Source organism: Actinocorallia sp. A-T 12471 (genome assembly GCF_033875155.1).
GTDB lineage: Bacteria > Actinomycetota > Actinomycetes > Streptosporangiales > Streptosporangiaceae > Actinocorallia.
Map to the genome: position 1 here is coordinate 201,535 of NZ_JAWZTE010000001.1, position 22,020 is coordinate 223,554.

At 70.0% G+C, this 22,020-nt stretch carries 24 protein-coding genes; 16 read left to right on the forward strand and 8 right to left on the reverse strand.

Annotation, left to right across the window (positions count from 1 at the left end; translation table 11 throughout):
- Positions 1-10 precede the first annotated feature (10 nt).
- Positions 11-367, reverse strand: a complete 357-nt coding sequence (locus tag R9X44_RS01010) for an Imm51 family immunity protein (RefSeq protein ID WP_319811996.1) — start codon at positions 365-367, stop codon at positions 11-13.
- A 166-nt stretch (positions 368-533) separates the two neighbouring features.
- Between R9X44_RS01010 and R9X44_RS01015 the strand changes: the two genes are divergently transcribed.
- The gene (locus R9X44_RS01015; RefSeq protein WP_319811997.1) at positions 534-2,054 is read left to right on the forward strand and encodes an alpha/beta hydrolase family protein; all 1,521 of its coding nucleotides are present in this window, start codon (positions 534-536) and stop codon (positions 2,052-2,054) included.
- Positions 2,055-2,292: 238 nt separating this feature from the next.
- Here the strand turns inward: R9X44_RS01015 and R9X44_RS01020 are convergent, their stop codons facing one another.
- Entirely contained in the window at positions 2,293-2,631 is a 339-nt protein-coding gene (locus R9X44_RS01020) for a tetratricopeptide repeat protein (protein WP_319811998.1), read from the reverse strand.
- Between the two features lie 103 nt (positions 2,632-2,734).
- Here R9X44_RS01020 and R9X44_RS01025 point away from each other — a divergent pair, with 103 nt between their 5' ends.
- Positions 2,735-3,367 carry an ABC transporter ATP-binding protein gene (locus R9X44_RS01025; protein ID WP_319811999.1) on the forward strand — a complete coding sequence of 211 codons (633 nt, stop codon included), beginning with the start codon at positions 2,735-2,737 and terminating at the stop codon, positions 3,365-3,367.
- Positions 3,367-4,884, forward strand: a complete 1,518-nt coding sequence (locus R9X44_RS01030; protein ID WP_319812000.1) for a DUF6297 family protein — start codon at positions 3,367-3,369, stop codon at positions 4,882-4,884. Before R9X44_RS01025 ends, R9X44_RS01030 begins: the two co-directional genes overlap by 1 nt.
- On the opposite strand, the gene R9X44_RS01035 is transcribed toward R9X44_RS01030, so the two are convergent.
- Positions 4,881-5,762 (reverse strand): sulfotransferase, encoded by an 882-nt coding sequence (locus tag R9X44_RS01035; protein ID WP_319812001.1) that lies wholly within the window; start codon positions 5,760-5,762, stop codon positions 4,881-4,883. The genes R9X44_RS01030 and R9X44_RS01035 overlap by 4 nt on opposite strands.
- 234 nt (positions 5,763-5,996) lie before the next feature.
- A complete protein-coding gene (locus R9X44_RS01040; RefSeq protein WP_319812002.1) occupies positions 5,997-6,539 on the reverse strand; it encodes a hypothetical protein in 543 nt (180 codons plus the stop codon).
- A gap of 192 nt (positions 6,540-6,731) precedes the next feature.
- On the opposite strand from R9X44_RS01040, the gene R9X44_RS01045 reads away from it, so the two are divergent.
- Together R9X44_RS01045 and R9X44_RS01050 are read left to right on the forward strand one after the other, a co-directional pair.
- Positions 6,732-8,039 (forward strand): hemolysin family protein, encoded by a 1,308-nt coding sequence (locus tag R9X44_RS01045; protein WP_319812003.1) that lies wholly within the window; start codon positions 6,732-6,734, stop codon positions 8,037-8,039.
- Positions 8,036-9,052 (forward strand): hemolysin family protein, encoded by a 1,017-nt coding sequence (locus R9X44_RS01050; protein WP_319812004.1) that lies wholly within the window; start codon positions 8,036-8,038, stop codon positions 9,050-9,052. Before R9X44_RS01045 ends, R9X44_RS01050 begins: the two co-directional genes overlap by 4 nt.
- A gap of 6 nt (positions 9,053-9,058) precedes the next feature.
- Here R9X44_RS01050 and R9X44_RS01055 read toward each other — a convergent pair whose 3' ends face one another.
- The gene (locus tag R9X44_RS01055; RefSeq protein ID WP_319812005.1) at positions 9,059-9,880 is read right to left on the reverse strand and encodes an SAM-dependent methyltransferase; all 822 of its coding nucleotides are present in this window, start codon (positions 9,878-9,880) and stop codon (positions 9,059-9,061) included.
- A gap of 231 nt (positions 9,881-10,111) precedes the next feature.
- Between R9X44_RS01055 and R9X44_RS01060 the strand changes: the two genes are divergently transcribed.
- From R9X44_RS01060 to R9X44_RS01110, 11 genes are all read left to right on the forward strand, one after another.
- On the forward strand, positions 10,112-10,693 hold the full coding sequence (locus R9X44_RS01060; protein ID WP_319812006.1) for a hypothetical protein: 582 nt from the start codon (positions 10,112-10,114) through the stop codon (positions 10,691-10,693).
- A gap of 182 nt (positions 10,694-10,875) precedes the next feature.
- Positions 10,876-11,457, forward strand: coding sequence for a hypothetical protein (locus R9X44_RS01065; protein ID WP_319812007.1), 582 nt, complete (start codon positions 10,876-10,878; stop codon positions 11,455-11,457).
- Between the two features lie 324 nt (positions 11,458-11,781).
- Positions 11,782-12,207, forward strand: coding sequence for a roadblock/LC7 domain-containing protein (locus tag R9X44_RS01070; protein ID WP_319812008.1), 426 nt, complete (start codon positions 11,782-11,784; stop codon positions 12,205-12,207).
- A gap of 8 nt (positions 12,208-12,215) precedes the next feature.
- Complete coding sequence (locus tag R9X44_RS01075; RefSeq protein WP_319812009.1) at positions 12,216-12,596, forward strand: DUF742 domain-containing protein; 381 nt, start codon at positions 12,216-12,218, stop codon at positions 12,594-12,596.
- Complete coding sequence (locus R9X44_RS01080) at positions 12,577-13,194, forward strand: ATP/GTP-binding protein (protein WP_319812010.1); 618 nt, start codon at positions 12,577-12,579, stop codon at positions 13,192-13,194. The genes R9X44_RS01075 and R9X44_RS01080 overlap by 20 nt, the downstream gene beginning before the upstream one ends.
- Positions 13,195-13,312: 118 nt before the next feature.
- Positions 13,313-14,560 (forward strand): ABC transporter substrate-binding protein, encoded by a 1,248-nt coding sequence (locus R9X44_RS01085; RefSeq protein WP_319812011.1) that lies wholly within the window; start codon positions 13,313-13,315, stop codon positions 14,558-14,560.
- Between the two features lie 32 nt (positions 14,561-14,592).
- The gene (locus R9X44_RS01090) at positions 14,593-15,495 is read left to right on the forward strand and encodes a sugar ABC transporter permease (RefSeq protein WP_319812012.1); all 903 of its coding nucleotides are present in this window, start codon (positions 14,593-14,595) and stop codon (positions 15,493-15,495) included.
- Positions 15,471-16,283: a carbohydrate ABC transporter permease gene (locus R9X44_RS01095; RefSeq protein ID WP_319812013.1), complete on the forward strand. Its 813-nt coding sequence runs from the start codon at positions 15,471-15,473 to the stop codon at positions 16,281-16,283. Before R9X44_RS01090 ends, R9X44_RS01095 begins: the two co-directional genes overlap by 25 nt.
- A gap of 4 nt (positions 16,284-16,287) precedes the next feature.
- On the forward strand, positions 16,288-17,388 hold the full coding sequence (locus tag R9X44_RS01100; RefSeq protein WP_319812014.1) for a sn-glycerol-3-phosphate ABC transporter ATP-binding protein UgpC: 1,101 nt from the start codon (positions 16,288-16,290) through the stop codon (positions 17,386-17,388).
- Between the two features lie 56 nt (positions 17,389-17,444).
- The gene (locus R9X44_RS01105; protein WP_319812015.1) at positions 17,445-18,551 is read left to right on the forward strand and encodes a helix-turn-helix transcriptional regulator; all 1,107 of its coding nucleotides are present in this window, start codon (positions 17,445-17,447) and stop codon (positions 18,549-18,551) included.
- Between the two features lie 187 nt (positions 18,552-18,738).
- Positions 18,739-18,960, forward strand: coding sequence for a hypothetical protein (locus R9X44_RS01110; protein ID WP_319812016.1), 222 nt, complete (start codon positions 18,739-18,741; stop codon positions 18,958-18,960).
- A gap of 292 nt (positions 18,961-19,252) precedes the next feature.
- Here R9X44_RS01110 and R9X44_RS01115 read toward each other — a convergent pair whose 3' ends face one another.
- The 3 genes from R9X44_RS01115 to coaA all read right to left on the reverse strand — a co-directional run bounded on the left by R9X44_RS01115 (position 19,253) and on the right by coaA (position 21,969).
- Positions 19,253-19,558: a type II toxin-antitoxin system Phd/YefM family antitoxin gene (locus R9X44_RS01115; protein WP_319812769.1), complete on the reverse strand. Its 306-nt coding sequence runs from the start codon at positions 19,556-19,558 to the stop codon at positions 19,253-19,255.
- Positions 19,559-19,597: 39 nt separating this feature from the next.
- Positions 19,598-20,902, reverse strand: a complete 1,305-nt coding sequence (locus tag R9X44_RS01120; protein ID WP_319812017.1) for an MFS transporter — start codon at positions 20,900-20,902, stop codon at positions 19,598-19,600.
- Positions 20,903-21,027: 125 nt separating this feature from the next.
- The gene (gene coaA / locus R9X44_RS01125; protein ID WP_319812018.1) at positions 21,028-21,969 is read right to left on the reverse strand and encodes a type I pantothenate kinase; all 942 of its coding nucleotides are present in this window, start codon (positions 21,967-21,969) and stop codon (positions 21,028-21,030) included.
- Positions 21,970-22,020 lie beyond the last annotated feature (51 nt).

Below are 22,020 nucleotides of genomic sequence, written 5' to 3' on the forward strand. Positions count from 1 at the left end.
CCGCAGGCGCTCAGGCGAACCAGGAGGGGGCCGCGGTCTTGAGGAGGGCGCGGAGGATGGGCGGGGTCTGGAAGGCTTCCTGGAGGTAGCGGGCGAGGGTCTGGAGGGCGAAGGGGTCGGCGGAGGAGGCGACGAACATGGCCGGCTCGGACTCCAGCGTGATGAGGGGGATGAGGTCGGGGGAGCGTGATTCGAGCGTCGAGCGGGCCACGCCGTTCCAGCCCTGGCCGTCGCTCTCGCGGTCGCACTCCTTGAAGACGGGTGCGGTCTCGGCCATGCAGTCGTCGCTGAGCATGAGGCAGTACGTGCCGGGCCTGTGGTCGTACTCAAAGAAGACGAACGGTGCGTACGTGGAGCGATCGGTCACGCGGCAGACCTTATCGGAGGGGGCGTGCTGTGCCCTGTGTGTCAGAAAGGGGTGGTTTGGGGGCTCTTGAACGGGCGGCGGAAGATCCCTACTCTCGGGTAAGGATCGGGTCGGGGGGCCGGTCGGCGCCTTCTGGCGCGCGCTCTCCCACCCCCTTGGAGCAGGTATGACCCGTCGTTTCGCGGCGGCCGTGGCGGCGGTGCTCGCCGCGGCCGCGCTCGTCCCCGCCGCCCCCGCGCACGCCGCACCGGCGCAGCGCACCGTCAAGATCCGCAGCTTTGACGGCGTCCGCATCACCACCCACTTCTTCCGCGCGCCGGGACTGAAGAAGGGCGAACGCCGTCCCGTCGTCATGCTCGGCCACGGATGGGCCGGACGCGGGGAGACGGCACGCAAGGAGGGGCAGCTCGGCTACCTCCTGAAGGCCGGATACAACGTCGTCACGTGGAACGCCAGGGGGTTCGGCTCCGAGGGCGCCGCCAACGTCGACGACCCGCGCGTCGAGGGACGCGACATGAAGCGGCTCATCACGTGGATCGCCAAGCAGCCCGAGGTACGCCTGGACAAGAAGGGCGACCCCAGGCTCGGCATGGCTGGCGGCTCGTACGGCGGCGCTATCCAGCTCGTTACGGCTGGCTTGGACGGCCGCGTAGACGCGATCGTGCCCAGCATCGCGTTCAACAGCCTCGTGGACACCCTCTACACGGACGGCATCTTCCGCGCCGGTTGGGGGACCCTGCTGTGCACCGGAGGGTTCCTCAACGGGAACAAGCTCGCGTGGCAGGTCCAGAAGGGCTGCGTCACCGGGCTGGCGAGCGGCCAGATCCCCGACGACGTCGAACGCTGGTTCCGTCAGCACGGCCCCGACCACCTCGTGCAGCGCATCAAGATCCCGACGCTCGTGCTCCAGGGCACGGTCGACACGTTGTTCACCCTTCGCGAGGGCGTCGCGACCTACCGGACGGTCAAGGCCAATGGCGCGCCTGCGAAGATGATCTGGTTCTGCGGCGGGCACGGCCGCTGCGCCACCGGCGCGGGCCCTGCGGACCACCTGGAGAAGGCAACCCTCGCCTGGTTCGACAGGTATCTGCGCGGCAACCGCAAGGCCGACACAGGGCCGGGCTTCGAGTACATCGACCAGTACGGGGTCTACCGGGGAGCGCCGTCTTACCCGCTGCCCCCGGCCGGATCCCTCGACGCGCGCGGGACGGGTTCCTTGGCGTTCTCCCGCGCCGACGTCTTCCCCTACCTGACGCGCGAGCAGGAGAAGTCACAGAGCGGGCTGCCGTTCCCGTCGTACGTGATGGTCGCCGAGCCCGCGAAGAAGGCGGTGAACGTGCCGATCCCCGCGCCGTCGGGATGGGCGCAGACGGTCGGGTCGCCGAAGCTGACCGTGCACTACAAGGGCAAGGCCAAGCGGGCGAAGACCGCGCTCTTCGCACAGATCGTGGACCGCAAGACCGGCCGGGTCGTCGGCAACCAGGCGACGCCCCTGCCCGTCGTCCTGGACGGCCGCCACCGCACCGTCACCCGCGACCTCGAGGCGATCGCCCACACCCTCACCCCGAACTCCGACCTGGTACTCCAGATCATCCCGATCACGGGACTCTTCGACTGGCAGCGCTCCGCGGGCACAGTCGACCTGGAAGCAAAGATCTCGATCCCCCTGACAACCCCAGGCACCTGACCACCCCCAAACCCCAAATACTTCCCCGCAGTCCCTTCGGGACTGCGGGGAAAGCGAGGTCCCTCCGGGACGGGATCGCATGGGTAGGCCCGAGTCCCTCCGGGACATGCCCGCGCACCAGGCTCGGCCCGTCGGGGCCGCAGGGGCGTAGGGGCTGGAGACTCCGGGCCCCTGACTCCGACGCCAGAGCGCCCGTAGACCTCCCCCGCAGTCCCGAAGGGACTGCGGGGGAGGGGGGTTAGAGGCCCCAGAGTTCGGCGATGCGTAGGTGGGGGGTGGCTTCGGTGTCTTTGTTCTGGCGTTCGAGGGTGCGGCCCAGGAGGAGGTGGGCGTAGGCGTCGGCCGGGTCTAGGTCGAGGATGTGCCGTAGTTCTGCCTCGGCGCGGGTGAGTTGGGCGGAGTGGTAGTAGGCGCGGGCCAGGAGCAGGCGCGTACCGGTCTGGGAGGGGAACTCCTCTACCAGCGGCACGAGCAGGTCGACGGCCGTGCGGTAGTCCTTGGCGTCGAAGAACAGGTTCGCCTGGTCCCAGCGGTCGGCCGCGGACCCTGCGCCCGGGAAAACGGGAACGATCCTCATCGTGCCTCCTCTCACCGGCCGTCAACGACGGTCGGGTCCGGGATATTTCCGGCGCTGACCTGGGCGGGGTTCCGTTACGGGCGTTGGGTGGTGAGATGGGCGGATGGGTGTGGTGACGGCGGACGGGCTGGTGCGGGACTTCGGCGGCGGACGACGGGTCGGGCCCGTCGGGTTCGCGGTCGGGGAGGGCGAGCTGGTCGTCCTGCGCGGCGGGAACGGCTCGGGCAAGTCGACGGTTCTGCGACTTGTGTGCGGGGAGGAGGCTCCCGACGAAGGCGGCGTCGCCGTATGGGGGCGTACGCCGCGCAGAGCCGAGCTGTGGTTCCGCGCCCGCGTGGGCGTCCTGGACGACGTCAGCGCCTTCCCGGAGCTGACCGTCCGCGAGCATCTGACGCTCGTCGCGGTCGGCCACGGCCTGCGCGACCGCGCGGCGGCGAGGGTGGACTGGGCGCTCGACGCGTGCCGCCTCGCCGACCACGCCGACGTCAGCCCGTACAAGCTGAGCCGCGGCCTGCGCCAGCTCCTCGGCCTCGCGGCGGTCCTGATCCCCGAGCAGACCCGCCTCCTGCTCCTCGACGAGCCGGAACGCCATCTTGACGCCCGCGCCCGCGCCTGGCTCGCCGAGACCCTCACCGAGCGCAGGAACTCCGGCACGGCCGTCCTGGCCGCCACGCACAGCCCCGAGCTGCTCGCCGCGGCCTCCCGCACCGTCGACCTCGACCCGGCGGAGCCGTGATGACCGCCCTCGCCGACGACACGCGGGCAGTCCTCGCCCTCCTGCGCACATCCCGTAGGAGAGGCCGCAAAGACGTCCTCTACAAGCTCTACCTAGGCGTCCTCGCCGCAGCCGTCGCAAGCCCGCTGGTATGGACGACGGTCCAGGACGCCCTGCAAGGCGGCGCGAGCCCCGGCCGAGCCGTCGTGCTCGTGCCCTTCGCCGTAGCCCTGACGGCCCTTGCCGCGCTGTGGGCCTCGATCCGCGAGGGCCTGACGCGCGGCGCGGTCTCCCTCGACGCGGCGGTCATCGACTGGGTCCTTCCGTCGCCCGTCCGCTGGGAGAACGTGCTCGGCACCGCGTTCACCAAGGGCGTCGCCCTACGCGCGGCTGCGGGGGCCGTGATCTGCGTCGCTCTCTTGTTCGTCCTCTGGCGGACCGTACTGCCGCTCCCGATAACCCCGGCAAGCACGATCGCCTCAAGCGCGCTCGCGGGCGCGCTCCTCGGTGCCCTGAGCGCCGCGCTCAGGGCGCTGGGCGCGCACCGGCTAAGACGGTCCTGGTACGCGGGCCTGCTCGTGCTCCTGGGCGGCGCGGCCGCCCTCGCCTGGCGCGGCGTGCCCGGCGCGTCGGCGGTGCTCTGGACGGGCCCGTGGGGATGGGCCGCCCAGGCGTTCGTCGGCGGCCCTTATGTCTGGGCCGCGCTGACCGCCCTCGCCGTCGTGACCGCCGTCACTCTCGCACTGGCCTCCCGTCGTCTTACCTCCCTCACCTTCGCCGAGTTGAGACGCGGCGCGGAGACGACCGGCGGCCTCAAGACGGGCCTGTGGCTCGTCGACCCGGCCTGGGCCTCCGGAACAACCCAGGCCGCGAAAGCCGATTTCTCCCCTTCGTCCACCCTCCCGATGCCCTCGCACCGCGCGCTGACGCCCGCCTGGCGCGACGCGGTCTCCCTGCTCCGCGACGCCGACCGCCCGCTCAGGTCGGCCGTCCTGACCGTCCTCGCCCTCCTCGCCGCCCAGCTGCCGGGCCGCACCGCCCTCGCCGCCTCCTGCGCCCTGCTCTACCTCGCGGTCTCCGCCCTGGTCGAGGGCGCGCGCGCCTGCGCCGCCGACCCCGGCCGCACCCGCTACCTCCCGCTGCCCCCGACCGCCCTGGCGCTCGCCTTCGGCATGACGCCCCTGGCCGTCATGGCGGCCATCACCACCGTCGCCGCCCTGGCCCTCGCGCCCCTCGGCGCGGCCCCCGCCGCGCTGGCCGCCGTCGCCGTGCTCCTGCCCGCCGCCACCGCGACCGCACTCGCCGGGGCCTACCGCGGCTTCCTGCCCGCGTCGGCGACGACCGGCTTCGACACCCCCTTCGGCAACACCGCGCTGTTCCAGATCGTCTCCTGGCACGCCGGCGGCCCGATCGCGCTCACCGTCATCGCCCTCCTGGCCGCGACGCCGGGCCCGTCCGGCGCGCTCTGCCTGCTCGCCGGAACCGCCTCCGTGACGCTCTGGGCGGCCCGCAGGGGCGCGCGCGCTTTCGCCGCCTAGGACGCGGGAAGAATCCCCAGCGCCTGCTGACGGCTCCGCCCCGCCCGCCACAGCCGCGCCCACCGCTCATCGAGGTAACTGTCGAGCCGGGAGGACGCGGGACTCGGGTTGCCGGGGAACGAGTGCGACCTGGTGAACTCCTTGGCGAGCCTGTCCGGGTCGATGACGTGCGACGCCCAGAACGCGGCGGCAGACGGGTCGTGTACGAGCTCCTCGTAGTCGAGGAAGGCCACGCGTTCGAGGGGCAGCCGCGCGGTGGCCCGGAGCATCCCGAAGACCCGAAGCCGCAGGTTCCAGCGGTTGAAGAGGGAGAGCAGCGCCGCTCCCGGCCGGGTGAGCTGCACGTGTACGGCGAACCGTACGAGCGCGCTGTTGTCGGTGAGCGCCATCCCGTACGCGGTGCTGCGGGCCCCGCGTGCGAGCGCCCGGTCCGACGAGCCGTGGATGCCCGCAAGGGGACGCCGGGTGAGGATGACGCGCGCGTCCGGGAAGGCGTCGAGCAGCAGCGCTTCGCGCCCGGTGTCCGACGGGTTCTTCAGCACCGCGACGCCGGAGCGCTCCTCGATCTCCCCGGCGACCCTGCGCAGCAGCCCGGCCCCGCGCGCGTGGAACCGCGAGGTGAGCAGCGGGGCGGCCTTCTGGTCGACGAGCAGCCACCCGTACTCCTCGGGCGTGGCGTCGGTGACGGGCCTGGCGTCCACGCCCCGGTCCACCGGCTCGGGCGCGCTGACGAGCGCGTCGAGCCGCGCCGACAGCCCCGGCGAGCCGTGCCGGATGAGGTCGCCGACGGTGAACGGCTCGCCCCCGGACGCGGCGGCGACCGCCTCGAGCAGCACGGTCGTGCCACTGCGGTTGAAACCGCTGACGAAGATGATCAAGCACGCCTCCGGGTGTGTGGTGCGGGCACACGGGAGCCACGAGGTGACCGTGATCATCAAATCTCAGATGTTGGGCACGGACTAGCCACGTTACTGACAAATTTCACAATATTGCGGTGCAACTCTTTTGACAGGTGACGGTTCCCTGTCAACCCCGCCGCGTTGCGGGCGATGCACGCCGCACTAACGGCCAGGCCGTATCCGGACGGTGTCCCGGCGACCCCGCCCTGTGCGTCACCCGGGACAGGCCCGCGTGGGCCGTGACGCCCCGGGCGTCATCGCGTGGTAGACCGTCGGCTTCCCGAACAGGTCGATCACCACCGCGCACGCCCCGGACACCCCGCGCAGCCCGTGGATGGGCGTACCTACGGGGACGAACGGCGCGGTCCCGTCCGGGTAAGACGGCGGGCCCAGGGCCGAGTCCGCCGAGCCGGTCGAAGGCAGCGAACAGGTGATCTCCCCGAGTACGTTCCCCACCCGCGCCGCCGAGACGGTCTCCGGCTCCTTCCCTCCGGTCCACGCCTCGTACTGCCGCCCGTCGAACCACACGAACGCGACCCAGTCGATGATCGCGTCGCCCTCCCCGGTAGGGCAGCCGCGCTCGTCCACATAGGACGGGCTCAGCGCCTGCGGCCACCCGGCGGGACGCGGCACGAGATCGGCCCGCACCGCCCCGGCGAACCCGCCCGCGACCACCACCGCCAGCACGGCCGACGCCCCCGCGACCCGGCCCCACCTGACGCCCCGCGAACCCCCGCCCCGCTCCAACGCGTCCACGACGACCACCTCCCGCCCCCTTGACGGCCCGGGGCCGCCTGAGCGTTGCACAAAGCGAACGATCAGTCGTAACCACGGGACACGACCGTCCGTTTATCCTGACAGCGAGACAACATGGAGAGGAGGGCTGGTGTCCGTGGACTCGGACCCCGGTCATAGACAAGGGCGACCGAAGGCTCGGGAGGTGGGCCGGTGACGGTCGCGCTCGGTCTTCTCGCGGTCGTCCTGTTGACCGCAGCCACGGGTTACTTCGTGGCACAGGAGTTCGCTTACGTCACCGCCGACAGGCTCGCCCTGCAAGAGGCGGCACGGGACGGTGACAAGAACGCGGCCAGGGCCGTCAAGGTGCTGGAGCGCCTGTCGTTCATGCTGTCGGGCGCGCAGCTCGGCATCACGGTGACGACGCTCGTCGTCGGGTTCATCGCCAAGCCGGCCATCGCCGGGGTGATCGCGCCGCCGCTCGCGCCGCTCGGGGTGCCCGAGGCGGCCGTCGCGGGCCTTTCGCTCGGCCTCGCGTTCGTGATCGCGATCGTGATCCAGATGGTCCTCGGCGAGCTGTTCCCCAAGAACCTCTCCCTCGCCAAGCCAGAGACGCTCGCGAGGTTCCTCGCCCCCTCGACGCTGGTGTACCTGAAGCTCGCCCGCCCGGTGATCGTGCTGTTCGACTCCGCGGCGAACCGGCTGCTGCGCGCGGTCGGGATCGAGCCCGTCGAGGAGCTGCACCACGGCGCGACGCTGGAGGAGCTCGGCCACATCATCGGCGAGTCAGAGAAGCACCTCGCGCACGACCACGTCGACCTGCTGGAGCGGGCGCTCGTCTTCTCCGACAGGACCGCGAGCAACGCGATGGTCCCGCGCGTCGACGTCACCACGATCGAGGCGTCGGCGTCGATCGCGGAGATCAACGAGGTGATCGCCAGGCACGGCCACACCCACTACCCGGTCGTCGGGGAGCGGGTTGACGACATCGTCGGCGTGCTCGGCCTGCCCGAGCTGATGCCGGTGCCCGACGGCGACCCGAGGCTCGCGGGCGACCTGGCCCGTCCGGCCCTCGTGGTGCCGACGAGCCTCGCGCTGCCCGCGGTCTTCGCCCAGATGCAGGCACGCGGCGACGAACTCGCCTGCGTGATCGACGAGTACGGCGGCTTCGCCGGCCTGATCACGCTCGAGGACGTCGCCGAGGAGCTCGTCGGCGAGATCTCCGACGAGGACGACGGCGACGAGCCGCTCGCCCGGGTGATCAACGGCTGGTGGCACACCGACGCGGGCCTGCGCATCGACGAGATCGCCCAGCACACCGGCCTGCACCTGCCGGAAGGCGACTACGACACGGCCGCCGGCCTGCTCCAGCAGCGGCTCGGCCGCATCGCGGGCCCCGGCGACCTGATCGAGGCCGACGGCCTGGTCATCGAGGTCATCTCCGTCGACCACCACGTCGCGGAGAAGATCAGGCTGCGGCCGCAGCCGGTGGCCGAGCCGGTGCGGGAGGCGGCCCGATGAGCCTCACCACGGGACTCGTGCTCACGCTCGTGCTGCTCGCGGGGAACGGCTTCTTCGTCGCCGCCGAGTTCGCGCTGGTGGCCGCCAAGCGGCCCAAGCTTGAGCAGGCGGCCGAGCGCGGCAGCCGGGCGGCGGCGCAGGCCGTCGCGGGCATCCGCGAGCTGTCGCTGATGCTCGCGGGCGCGCAGCTGGGCATCACGATCTGCTCGCTCGGCCTCGGCGTGGTCTCCGAGCCGGTGATCGCCTCGGTGCTCACCCCGCTGTTCCACGACGTCGGCCTGTCCGACGCGCTCGCGCACGCCGTGTCGTTCGTGATCGCGCTCGCGCTCGTGACGTTCCTGCACATGGTCGTCGGCGAGATGGCCCCCAAGTCGTGGGCGATCGCGCGGCCCGAGCGCTCGGCGCTGCTGCTCGCGCTGCCGTTCCGCGGGTTCGCGTGGCTGTTCCGGCCGCTGCTGACCGCGCTGAACCACCTCACGAACGGGCTGCTGCGGCTGATCGGGGTGGAGCCGCGCGAGGAGATGGAGGTCTCGCGCACCCCCGAGCAGCTGAGGCATCTCGTGGAGGAGTCGCGACGGCTCGGGCTGATCGAGGAGGCCGACCGCAACCTCCTCAGCCGCGCGCTGGACGCCCCCCGCACGGGTCTGGGGGATCTGGTGATCCCGCTGGGCCGCGCGGTGTCGGTCCCGTCAAGCGCGCTTCCGCAGGAGGTGATCGACGTGTCCACCCGCACCGGCGTCACGCGGCTGCTGCTGTGCGGCGACGACGGCGAGGTGACCGGCGTTGTGCACGCCCGCGAGGCTTATCTGGCGCGGGCCGAGGGCGCGGCTCCGGCCGCCGAGACGATGGCGCACCCGATCCCCGTCGTGCGGCACGACATCGCGGTCGCCGACGCCGTCACGGACCTGCGGCTGCACCGCAGCCAGCTCGCGCTGGTGCGCGGCGAGGACGGGACGATCACCGGCGTCATCAGCCTGGACGACCTCCTGACGCGGCTGCTCGCGCCCGTGTAGGCGTCGCTAGGGCTTGCGGGCCGCCCCGCCGACCATGAACCCGGGCTCGGCGGCCCGCGCGGCCTCAGCGTCCTCAGGACGCCAGTGCGGCAGGTGCACGAGGCCGGGCGGCATGACGTCGAGGCCGTCGAAGTAGCGCATGACGTCGTCGGTGGTGAGCGCGCTGGGCTGCTCGGTGGACAGGACCGACTGGTAGATCTCCACGATCGGCCCGGCGAGGTCGGGCCGCTGGTCGAACACCACGTGCGAAAGCCCGAGGTGGCTGCCGGAAGGCAGGACCTCCATGAGCGCGTGCACGCCCTCCACGGGCCCGTCGGGCTTCGGGATGAACTGCAGGGTGCCGAGCGCCAGCACCGCGACGGGCTCGCCGCCCTCCAGCAGGCAGCCGACGGCCGGTTCGGACAGCAGGTCGGCGGGGCGGACGACGCTGCCGTCCACGACCGCGGTCCCGGCCGCGCCGCCGAGCAGCGCGCGGGCGTGCGCGAGGACGACGAGGTCGTCGTTGACGTAGACGACGCGGGCGGAAGGGTCGACCGCGTGCGCGATCTGGTGGGTGGCGTCACGGGTCGGCAGGCCCGAGCCGAGGTCGAGGAAGCGGCGCACCCCGGCGGCCAGCAGGTGCCGCACCAGACGACGGCGGAAGTCCTGCATCTCCTCGGCCATCGGCTTGATCTCGGGGGCGAGCGCGAGGAGCGCGTCGGCGGTCTCCCGGTCGACGGCGAAGTTGTCCTTGCCGCCCAGGAAGTAGTCGTTCATCCGGGCGATGTTGGGGGTCGCCCGGTCGAGGTCGCGTGCCGCCCTTTCCTCGTTCTCCGCGTCTTCGACCATCCGTAGCCCCCCTCTCGCAGCGCGGTTACGCAACATATAACGAAGTATCCGACTCTCCGCGAACGTGGCCGGTTCGCGCCACCGCGTGTTGACAACGGCAAGACGGCCCGTCGAGGGCGGGAGCAGGGGAGCCGTGCAGTCCTTTCCCCATGGTCGGGTAAATCGACGGTCGGTGACGATCGGGTGGCACTAGGTTGCTGCGGGCATGTCATCCGACGGAGGGGGACCGATTTGTTCGGGCATGTTGTGCGCACAACGGTGATCGCGGCGGTGGCGGCGGGGGCCGTCGCGGGGGCGCCGGGCGCGGCGTCGGCGGCGGCCAAGGCGTGCGCCGTCGGCAAGTGGACGATGGTGAAGCACTCCTTCAGCGCCAAGGGTGAGGGCTACGACTTCACCGGCACGGGCGGCAAGGGGGTGCGCCTGACCGTCGGCAAGAAGTCGCTGTCGTGGGACTTCCGCGGCTCCAAGCGGCTGGTGAGCCAGGGCACCCGCAGCGGCGAGAAGGTCGCCATGTGGAGCCGGTACGACGGACGGCTGCGCGTCCCCGCGTCGTTCAAGGGCAACAAGAAGGGCCTGCTGACCGCCGACGTGCGCAAGGCCAAGGGCGACGCGACGGCACGTACCGGCAAGGTGGGCGCGAAGCGTCCCGACGCGACGTACCCGCTCGCCCCGAACTACCGCAAGGGCAAGCCGGAGACCATCGCGCTCGGCTCGGGCAGCTTCACCTGCACGGGCAGGTCCCTCCACCTTGTGCTCGCGACGAAGTCCGCGACTGACTCGTCGCGGTTCGACACCTGGTTCCGACGCGGCTGACCCGTCCCGCGTACCTGTGCGGCCGTCCTCGTCAGGGGGCGGCCGTTCGCTGTTCCCGGGGCCGCGCCGCGCCGAGACGTCGAGAACGTACTTCCGTGACATACCTGGCGAAAATGGCATCCCTCCGTGATCCGGGACGGGTAGGTTTCGTCCGTTCTGTTTCACGACAACGGAGGTAGGTCTTGTCCAAGAGACTCGGCCGGGCGGGGTTCGCGGCGCTCGTCGTCGCGGGCGGCGTGCTCGTGGCGCCCGCGACGGCCTCGGCCGCGCCCAAGGCGTGCGCGCTCGGCACCTGGAAGGTCAGCAAGCACACGTTCACCCTCACCGGCGACGGCCTGAAGATGACGGGCAGCGGCGGCAAGGGCACCAAGCTCACCATCAGCGCCAAGTCCCTCAAGTACGACTTCTCCAAGTCGACCAAGGTGGTCGGCAAGGGCACCGGTCCCGGCGGCGAGGACCTGGGCAGCTGGGGCAAGTACACCAAGACGATGACCGTCGGCGGCGCGTTCAAGGGCAAGAAGAGCGGCACGTTCGCGCTGCGGCCCAAGACCGCCAAGGGCTCGGCCGTCGTGCGGGGCGGCGACGCCGGCTCGTCCACCCCGACCGAGACCTACAACCTCGCCAAGTCGCTGCGCGCGGGCAACCTCGAGCCGATCATCCCGTTCAGCGGGAAGTTCACCTGCGGCAAGAAGTCCCTGCACCAGTGGTACAAGTACACCGGTGACGGCGGCACGATCAAGGTGGACGTCTGGTTCAAGCGCTGATCCCGGGCGTCCCGCGCGGCGCGCGGGACCTCTGGCAGCGGAAGCCGTGTCCTTCCCCCGCCGGACGCGGCCCCCTCCGAAGGCGTCTCCCGGAGGGCCGTGGAACGTGGCAATGTCCGGTTACTGGGCAGTATTTGCGAAAAGTGGCCATTGAGTAGGGCGTAAGCGTTGATATCCGGGCGAAGCATGGCTAATCATGGCGAACGCGAGATGCGTCCGTAACACCCTGAGCCAGCCGTCCGCGGTGCCCGCTGTCCGTCCGGTCAACCGGCCGGGGAGAAGACCGACGCCCTCGGCGACCGAGCACTACGACGGGCAGGAACCATGACCCACCCCGAATCCACCGCCAAGCTCAACTGGCTCCTCGACGACCTGGTGGAGCGCGTCGAGCAGGTGCACCAGGCGGTCCTGCTCTCCCGTGACGGCCTCATGATGGGCGCGTCGCGCGGCGTCTCCCGAGCCGACGCGGAGTTCCTCTCCGCCCTCTCGGCGGGCTTCAACAGCCTCGCCAACGGCGCCCGCGAGCACTTCAAGGCACGGCAGGTACGGCAGGCAGTCATCGAGATCGACGACAAGCTGTTCTTCGTCGTCCCGGCGGGCAACGGAAGCTGCCTCGCCGTCCTCAGCAGCGCGGGCCAGAACGCGGGCCTCGTGGCCTACGAGATGGCCATGCTCATCAAGCGGGTCAGGCAGCACCTGACGGCCGCGCCGCGCTCTCCCGAGCACCGCCCGGCCGCGGGCTACAGGTAGGAGGGCCCATGGACGGTCCGAAGGAACGCTGGGTCGGCAGAGACGCCGGCCCGCTCGTGCGCCCGTACACCATCACCCGAGGCCGCACCCGGACGTCGGGCATCCGCCTCGACCTCGTGACGATCCTCGTCGCGACCTGGAACCCGGTCCGCGACCACATGCGCCTGACCAGCGAACAGCACAGGCTGCTCGCGATGTGCCGCAAGCCCATCACCATCGCCGACCTCGCGTCCGAGATCGACCTTCCGCTGAAGGTCGTGCACGTCCTGCTCGGCGACCTGTGCGAGCACGGCCTCCTGCAGGAGGTCCCGCAAGCGCAGCAGACCCCCACCGGGCGGCACGACGCCCGGCTACTGATGAGAGTCCTGAATGGCCTACGAGAACTCTGAGCCGGAAGGCGGCCCCGACGACCCGCGCGTCGCGCTGAAGATCCTCGTCGCGGGCGGCTTCGGCGTCGGCAAGACCACCCTCGTCGGCGCGGTCAGCGAGATCCGTCCGCTGCGCACCGAGGAGGACCTGACGGACGTCGGCGCGGGCGTCGACGACCTCACAGGCGTCGAACGCAAGACGACGACGACCGTCGCGATGGACTTCGGCCGCCTCACCTTCGCCGACGGCCTCCGCCTGTACCTGTTCGGCACGCCGGGCCAGGAGCGCTTCTGGTTCATGTGGGACGAGATCGCCTACGGCGCGGTCGGCGCGGTCGTCCTGGCCGACACCAGGCGGCTTGAGGACTGCTTCGGCGCGATCGACTTCTTCGAGCACCGCCGCATCCCGTTCGTCGTCGCCGCGAACTGCTTCGACGGCGCGGCGCGGCACTCGCCCGAGGAGCTGCGCGACGCCCTCGACATCGACCCCCACGTCCCGGTCGTCCTGTGCGACGTCCGCCGCCGCGAGTCCGTCAAGGAGGTCCTGATCGCGCTGATCGAGCTCGCCATCCAGGACTCCACGGCCCCCGCCCCGGTCTCCTCGCGCACCCACTACTAACCCCCCACCCCCACCGGACGCCCCCCGCCGACGCGCGGGGGGCGTCCGGCGTTCTCCGGGTTTTGTCAGACGCGCACGGTAGCGTTCACGGCACGCTCGGCGACGGGAGGTGAGGGGAATGCTTTGGGGGAGATCGCGGTGGTTCGGGGCGGTGCTGTGCGCGGTGTTCGCGGTGGTGTCGTGCGGCGGCTCGGGGGGTGGTGGTGCGCCCGTCGTCAATCTGTACAACGCGCCGCAGCAGAACCTCGCGGGGATCGTGGAGAGGTGCAACCGGGAGGCGGGCGGGGCGTATCGGATCGCGTTGAACACGTTGCCGCGCGGGGCCGACGACCAGCGGGAGCAGTTGGTGCGGCGGCTCGCGGCCGGGGATCCGGGGCTCGACGTGCTGGGGCTCGACGTCACCTGGACCGCCGAGCTGGCCGAGGCGGGGTGGATCAGGGAGTGGACGGGGGAGAACGCGGCGCGGGCGAAGGCCGGGACGCTCAGGCAGCCGCTGGAGACGGCGGTGTGGCAGGGGAAGTTGTACGCCGCGCCGTACAACACCAACGTGCAGCTGCTCTGGTACCGGGCCGACCTTGTGCCCGAACCACCGGCGACGTGGGACGGGCTCATGAAGGAGTCCGCGAGGCTGGCGCGTGAAGGCAAGCCGCACTACGGCGAGGTGACGGGCGCGCAGTACGAGGGCATCGTCGTGTGGTTCAACAGCCTCGTCGCCTCGGCCGGGGGGAGCATCCTCAGCCCCGACGGGGAGAAGGTGGCGCTCGGGCCGCCCGCGGAGAGGGCGCTTGAGGTGATGCGGGCTTACGCGCGGTCGAAGGCGGCTGATCCGTCGCTGTCGAACGCCAAGGAGGACGACGCGCGGCTCGCGGTCGAGGCCGGACGGGCGGCTTACCAGGTGAACTGGCCGTTCGTGTACGCGTCGATGGCGGCGAACCGGCCCGATCTCGTCGGGGACTTCAGGTGGGCGGCGTACCCGGGCGTCAGCGGGCCGGGGCGTGCGCCGCTGGGCGGGGCCAACTTCGCCGTCAGCAGGTACTCGCCGCACCCGGCGGCGGCGTTCGCGGCGGCGCTGTGCCTGCGCGACCCCGAGAGCCAGCGGATCGCCGCCACCAAGGACGGCCTCCCGCCCACGATCGAGGCCGTCTACCGGGCGCGGGGGATGGCCGAGGCGTACCCGATGCGCGACGCGATCCTCGAGGCGGTCCGCACGGCGGTACCGCGCCCTAAGACGCCGACTTACCAGAACGTCTCGACCGTCACGGCCGTCACGCTGTCGCCGCCCGCCGCGATAGACCCGCCGCGCACGCTCGTCACGCTCAGGGAGCTCATCGGGGACGCGTTGCGGAGCAAGGGGGTGCTTCCTTGACGGGCGTACAAGAAGTCCCGCAAGGCGGGCGCGTGGAACTGGGCGAAGGGCAGCGCGCCGAACGGCGGCTCGGGTTGTGGCTGTGCGCCCCGGCCGCCCTGGTGATGCTGCTCGTGGCGGCCTGGCCCGTCGTGTACTCGGTCATGCTGTCGTTCCAGCGGTACGACCTGCGCTTCCCCGGCGACAAGGCGTGGATCGGCCTCGACAACTACGCGACGGTGCTGACCAGTCAGTTCTGGTGGAACGCGCTCGGCGTCACCGCGCTCATCACCGTCGTGAGCGTCGCGGTGGAACTCGTCCTCGGCATGGGGATCGCGATGGTGATGTACCGGACGCTGCTCGGGCGCGGGCTCGTCCGGACCGTCGTGCTCATCCCGTACGGGATCGTCACCGTCGCGGCGGCTTACGGGTGGAAGTACGCGTGGACGCCGGGCACCGGCTGGCTCGCCGCGCTGCTGCCGGAGGGCGCCGCGCCGCTCACCCAGCACTGGCCGGCGATCGGCGTCATCATCCTCGCCGAGGTGTGGAAGACGACCCCGTTCATGGCGCTGCTGCTGATGGCAGGGCTCGCGCTCGTCCCCGAGGACGTGCTGCGGGCCGCCGCGATGGACGGCGCGGGGCCGTGGCAGCGGTTCCGGCTCGTCACGCTGCCGCTGATGCGGCCCGCGATCGTCGCGGCGCTGCTGTTCCGCACGCTCGACGCGTTCCGGATCTTCGACAACATCTACGTCCTCACCAACGGGGCGCAGGACACCAGCTCGGTGTCGATGATCGCTTACCACAATCTGATCGGGGGGCTGAACCTCGGGATCGGGTCGACGATGTCGGTGCTGATCTTGCTGACCGTCGCGGTCGTCGCGTTTGTCTTCGTCCGGGGGCTCGGGGCGAGTGCGCCGGGGGGTGGGCGGTTATGCGGGGGCGTTGGGCGGTGCTGAACCTTCTTGTGCTTCTGTACGCGCTTGTGCCGGTCGCGTGGATCGTGTCGTTGTCGTTCAAGGATCCGGCGACCATCACCGACGGGTCGTTCCTACCTACGAAGTGGACGTTCGCTAACTATCGCGGCATTTTCGCCGACGACGACTTCACGCGCGGACTCGTCAACTCCATCGGGATCGGGCTCATCTCGACGGTCGTCGCGATCGTCGTCGGGACCATGGCGGCCTATGCCGTCGCACGGCTCGCGTTCCCCGGGCGGGCGGCGGTCCTCGGCGTCTCGCTGCTTGTGTCGATGTTCCCGCAGATCTCGCTGGTGACCCCGCTGTTCCAGATCGAACGCTCGCTCGGCCTGTTCGACACCTGGCCCGGCCTGATCCTCCCGTACATCACGTTCGCGCTGCCGCTCACCATCTTCACCCTCGCGAACTTCTTCCGCGAGATCCCCTGGGACCTGGAGAAGGCCGCGAAGATGGACGGGGCGACCCCGTTCCAGGCGTTCCGGCTCGTCATCGCGCCCCTCGCCATGCCCGGCGTGGTCACCACCGCGATCCTCGCGTTCATCGTCTGCTGGAACGACTTCCTCTTCGCGATCTCCCTCACCTCGACCAGCGCGGCCCGCACCGCGCCCGCGACGATCTCGTTCTTCACCGGCGCGTCCCAGTTCGAGGACCCGACGGGCTCGATCGCGGCGGCGGCGGTCGTCATCACCATCCCGATCATCGTCTTTGTCCTGTTCTTCCAGCGCCGGATCGTGTCCGGCCTGACCTCCGGCGCGGTGAAGGGGTAAGTCCATGGCCGAGATCGTCCTCGACGGCATCACCAAGCGTTTCCCGGACGGCGCCGTCGCCGTCCACTCCCTCGACCTCACGATCGCCGACGGCGAATTCGTCATCCTTGTCGGCCCCTCAGGCTGCGGCAAATCCACGACCCTCAACATGATCGCCGGCCTCGAACAGATCACCTCAGGCGAACTCCGCATAGACGGCGTCCGCATGAACGAACGCGCCCCCCGCGACCGCGACATGGCAATGGTCTTCCAGTCCTACGCCCTCTACCCCCACATGACCGTCGCCGAGAACATCGCCTTCCCCCTCCGCCTGGCCAAAACTGACAAGGCCGAGACCGCCCGCAAGGTAAAAGAAGCCGCCCAAACCCTGGACATCGAACCCCTCCTATCCCGCCGCCCCGCCAACCTCTCCGGCGGCCAACGCCAACGCGTGGCCATGGGCCGAGCCCTGGTCCGCAACCCAAAAGCCTTCCTGATGGACGAACCCCTCTCCAACCTCGACGCCAAACTCCGCATCCAGATGCGCACTATGATCTCCCGCCTCCAATCCCGCCTCAACACCACAACCATTTACGTCACCCACGACCAAACCGAAGCCATGACCCTCGCCGACCGCATAGTCCTCCTCAACAACGGCCAAGTCCAACAAATAGGCCCCCCCGAAGCCCTCTACAACACCCCCGCCAACCTCTTCACCGCAAGCTTCATAGGCTCCCCCACCATGAACTTCCTAACCGCCACCCTCACCACCAACGCCCTCCAAACCCCCCTAGGCCCCTTCCCCCTAACCCCCACCCTCCACAAAACCCTCAACTCCCACCCAACCCGCACCATAACCATCGGCATCCGCCCCGAATCCTTCGACCCCGCCCCCACCACCCCCTCCACCACCCCCTCCCTAACTTTCACCGCCCACCCCGACCTCATCGAATCCCTAGGCCCAGAAAAATACGCCTACCTCCCCCTCCCCACCGCCCCCTCCACCCCCCTAGTAGCCCGCCTCCCAGGAAACTCCCCCGCCCAAAAAGGCACCCCCCTACAACTAACCATCCCCACCAACTCCCTCCACCTCTTCAACCCCACAACCGGCCAATCCCTCACCTGACCCAATCCTTCCGCAGCCACTGCCCCGACCACCGGCCAGGGACCATGATGGGTGCCATGGTGGGCGAACTCATCAAGGACCTGAGGGGCGTGCGGGGTTGGTCCCAAGGCCGCCTCGCCGCAGAACTGAACAGGGCGTCCGGTGGCGACAGCCTCAACCGGGAGTACGTCTCCCGGTGGGAGAACGGCAGACGCACCCCGGACGCCTACTGGCTGCGCCACCTGGCTACGGTCCTCGAAGTGCCCCTCGCAGTGCTGGAGTCCGGAGTGAAACGCCGCACCTTCCTGACCGACGTCGCAGCCACGGCGATCGCGCCCGTCGTCGCGGCGGACCTCCTTCGGAGCGGGTTCGCGGCGGCCCTGTCCGGGGGGCCGAGCGCCGACGACTGGTCGGGAAAGCTCGTCGCCTACGGCGAGGACTACATGAAGCTCGGCGCGGCCGAGATCCAGCGCCGCCTCTCACGTGACCTGCTCGTCCTCCAGCAACAGCTTGAAAAGCCGGGAATGTGGCAGATCGCTGCGAAGCTGATGACGCTTTATGCCAAGACCTTCCCCGGCAGCGATGGGACCAAGGCCGTCGGCTGGTACTCGACCGCCATCGAGGCGGCCGACCGCTCCGACGACGCCGCGACCCGCGTCTGGGTGCGAGGCCGGGCCGCTATCGCACTCGGGTACGAGGGCGCGGCTCTGGGAATGGCCGACCTGTTCGCTGAGCAGGCCCTCCAGATAGAGGAGAAACCTTCTCTCGGCCGTGTCAACGCCCTGATGGGCAAGGCTCATGCGGAGGCCCTGAGAGGCAACCTGACGGCGGCGCTGGCCCACGCCGAGGAGGGCCTGCGCGTTTTCGACGTCGTCGGCTCGGGCGACGGCGAGGAGTCCGACTACGCCGTGCCCTACTGGCGCTTCGAGGTCTTCCGCTCACTCCTGTACGCGCGGGTCGGCGACGAAAAGCGAGCTTTGGACGCCCAAGACCACGCCGCGCACTACCTGCCCGACTCTCTCCCCCGATTCCGCACCCACCTGGAAATGCACAAAGGTCTGATGCTGGTCAGATCGGGCGACCGCGAAACCGGAACAGCCCACGCCCAAGCGGCACTAGATGCCCTCCCGCCCGAAAAGCACTCTTTGACCCTCCGGATGCTCATGAACGAGATCACCGCATAACAATAATGGCCACTACTCCGGCCACTACGACGACGGTCCGTAGTTCGCTTCGCTGGTGCCATGAACACCACACCCGCAGAAGAAGGACACCCCGCCGATCTCCCCCCGTCCAAGCTCACGCCTTTGCCCGATATGCACGAAACCTTCCTGGAACTCCTCAGAATCGAAATCGACAGGCACCCCGCACATGGGCGCGGGCATAGTCTCGCGCGACGGACGCCCCGTCCTGTTCGTCGTCCACGGTGAGACAGGCCGAGCCGCCGACATCGGCGTCAAGGCCGAGCCCAGCGCCTACCGGTTCACCTGGGCGACACACGAGGGCGACCGCCACCCCATCGGCACATCCGAACACCTCACCGAAATCGCAGCCACCATCGTTCGGTCCCTCGGACCACCCGGGCTCAGGTGAGCGGCGGTGGATGTGGCGAATCTGCTCAGCCAGTTGGCCCGGCAACGTGGACTCGCCCGATATGGACGACGTTCTCGCGGCGCTTTTCGACGCCGAGGTTGACGCTCTCCTCCGGCCCGCCGAGGGACCACGGGAACCGACGGATTCCGCGCGCCTGACCGACGTCGCGGGACCGGGGCCCCGGTGGTCGATGCGCACGACGTGGACGGCACCGACCTTCTCATCGCCTGGGGTGCCTCGGTGAGGGCGCGGCGGGCCGAGGCCACCAGCGACAGGGTGTGCGCGTCGTCGCTCACTCGGGGGGTCGCTCGACGCGCTTCCGGTTGGCCATGAGGCGGTGTAGGTCTGCGGCACCGATCGACTCACTTCGGGAGATCTCGGCTTCGGCCTCGCGGATCTCCGCGAGAGCGCCCGGCTCGGACAGGAGGTCGAGTGTTTGTTCCAGGGCCGCAAGGTCTGCGACCGCCATGAGCACTGCTTCCGGGTGGCCGTTGCGAGTGATCGCGAATCGCTCGTGTGTGTCGCGCACGGTGTCGAGAAGTGCGGACAGTCTGGCTTTGGCGTCGGCCAGTGGAATTGTCTTCATGAACTGAATCATGGTCACGATGGCGTCGGGTGTCCCTCTTTCCCGCAGGGGTCAGGTGAGGGGGTGGGTGGATTCGTTTTTGGGGAGGTTGCCGGCCAGGAGGGCGGTGAGGGCGAAGAGGGGTGGGAGGAGGCCGGCGGCGAGGAAGATGGTGGGGGTGGGGATTAGGTGGGAGAGGGGGCCGGTGAGGGCTATGGAGAGGGGGAGGAAGGCTAGGGAGACGAAGAAATCCAGGCTGGCTACTCGGCCCAGGAGGTTTGGGGGGACTCGGCGTTGGAGGAGGGTGCCCCAGATGACCATTGCCGCGCCGTCGGTGAGGCCGGCGATGAAGAGGGCGGTGGCCATGAGCCAGAAGGAGTCGGTGTAGCCGAGGACGGCTATGGGGGCGTTGCCGAAGCCCCAGCCCAGGAGCATCGTCGTGAGGTAGCGGCGGGGGAGGCGCCAGGAGGAGACGGCCAGGGAGCCGATCACCGCGCCTACGCCGAAGGCGGTGAGGAGGAGGCCGTAGGCGCGTTCGCCGTTGGTGAAGGCGTCGCGGGCGAGGAAGGGGAGGAGGACCCCTACCGGGCCCATGACGACCATGACCGTCAGGCAGGCGAACAGGAGGGTCCACAGGAGCCAGGCGGTCTGGACGGTGAAGGCGACCGCCTCGCGGAGTTCGGTGAGGACTCCGGTGAAGCCGCTCTTTCCCGGCGAATCCGGCTTCTGTCCGTCGTCTCCTGTGGGCTTGGCGGTGAGGGCTTCCTTGGGGAGGAAGAGGATGAGGGCGAAGGCGACGGCGTAGAGGGCCGTGACGATCAAAGCGCCGGTGGCGGGGAGGAAAGCGCCGACGACGAAGCCGGCGAGGGCCGGGCCGCCCGCCTGTTGGAGGGCGGGGCGGAGGGCGCCTTCTAGGCCGTTGGCGGCGAGGAGGTCGCGTTCGCGGAGGATCGACGGTAGGTAGGCGGTGTAAGCCGGGTAGTAGAAGGCCATCGCCGCGCCCAGCAGTACCGACGCGACGGCGAGGTGCCACAGCCGGATGTGCCCGGTGAACGCCAGCAAGGTCACCACAAGGGTGACCGCCGTATTGAGGGCTTGTACCGCGATCAGTAGCGCGCGCTTGGAGAGCCGGTCAGCTGCGACGCCGCCCGCGAGGGCGAAGACGAACATCCCCGCCGTGAGGCCGGGCGCGACCGCCGACAGGGCCAATGCGCTGTCGCTGATCTCGATCACCTGGAAGACCAGGACGACGGCCCACATGCCGGACGCGCACAGCGACAGCGCCACCGAGCCGATCAGCGGACGGTACGCGGGGGTCCGCAGCGGCGCGAGCGCACGCCACCGGGCGGTCTCCCCTTGCGTCGGCTTCTCGGCCATCCCACGTTCCTAACAGGACGGGGAAACCGGGGTCCAACCTTTTTTGGTGTGACGGCGTCACAGAGAAAGGGGGGAGGGGCCCGGCCGGGCCGTTCAGAGGAAGCCGTCCCTGGGGTGGGGAACGGCTAGATCCGCCGCAGGCGGATGCGCTGGACGGCGTGGTCGGGCCCCTTGTGCAGGACAAGGGTGGCGCGGGCACGGGTGGGGAGGATGTTCTCGGTGAGATTGCGTTCGTTGGTCTCGTGCCAGATGGCCTTGGCGAACCCGACGGCCTCGTTTTCGCTCTGCGCGCGGGCCTGCTCGTGGAAGTAGGAGCGCGGGTCGGCGAACCTCGTCCGGCGCAGCGCGAGGAACCTTTCGACGTACCAGTCGCGGATGTGCTCGACCTTGGCGTCCACGTAGATCGAGAAGTCGAAGTAGTCCGAGACGCTGAGCGAGCCGGTCGGCGGGACCTGCAGGACGTTGATGCCCTCGAAGATCAGGATGTCCGGCGTCCGGACGGTCTGCCGCTCGCCCTTGAGGATGTCGTACTGCAGGTGGGAATAGACGGGAATCGTCTGCTCCTTGGCCCCCGCCTTGATCCGCGAGATGAACCGCAGCAGCGCCCGCCGGTCGTAGGACTCGGGAAAGCCCTTGCGGGTCATCAGGCCGCGCCGCAGCAGCTCGGCGTTGGGGTACAGGAAGTTGTCCGTGGTGACCAGTTCCACCCTGGGGTGCTCGGGCCAGCGCGCGAGCAGCGCCTGGAGCAGCCGCGCAACCGTCGACTTGCCCACCGCGACGCTCCCGGCCACCCCGATCACGAACGGCGTCGGCCGCACGGACTCGTTCAGGAACGTGCTGAGCGCGTCCCGCAGCCCGCTGTCCCCCGTGAAGAACAGATTCAAAAGCCGCGTAAGCGGCAAATACACGTCCTCGACCTCGTTGATCCCGATCGGATCGCGCAACCCGCGCAACTCGTCAAGATCCCCCTGGTCGAGGGTGAGCGGCGTGTTCGCCCTGAGCTGCTTCCAAGCCTCCCGGGAGAACTCGACATAGGGGCTCGGGATCGGTTCCCAGGGCGCGTTCATGGGTGATGAGGGTAACCAGAGGGGTTGCGCTGGTGGGGCGGCGGGGCTCCT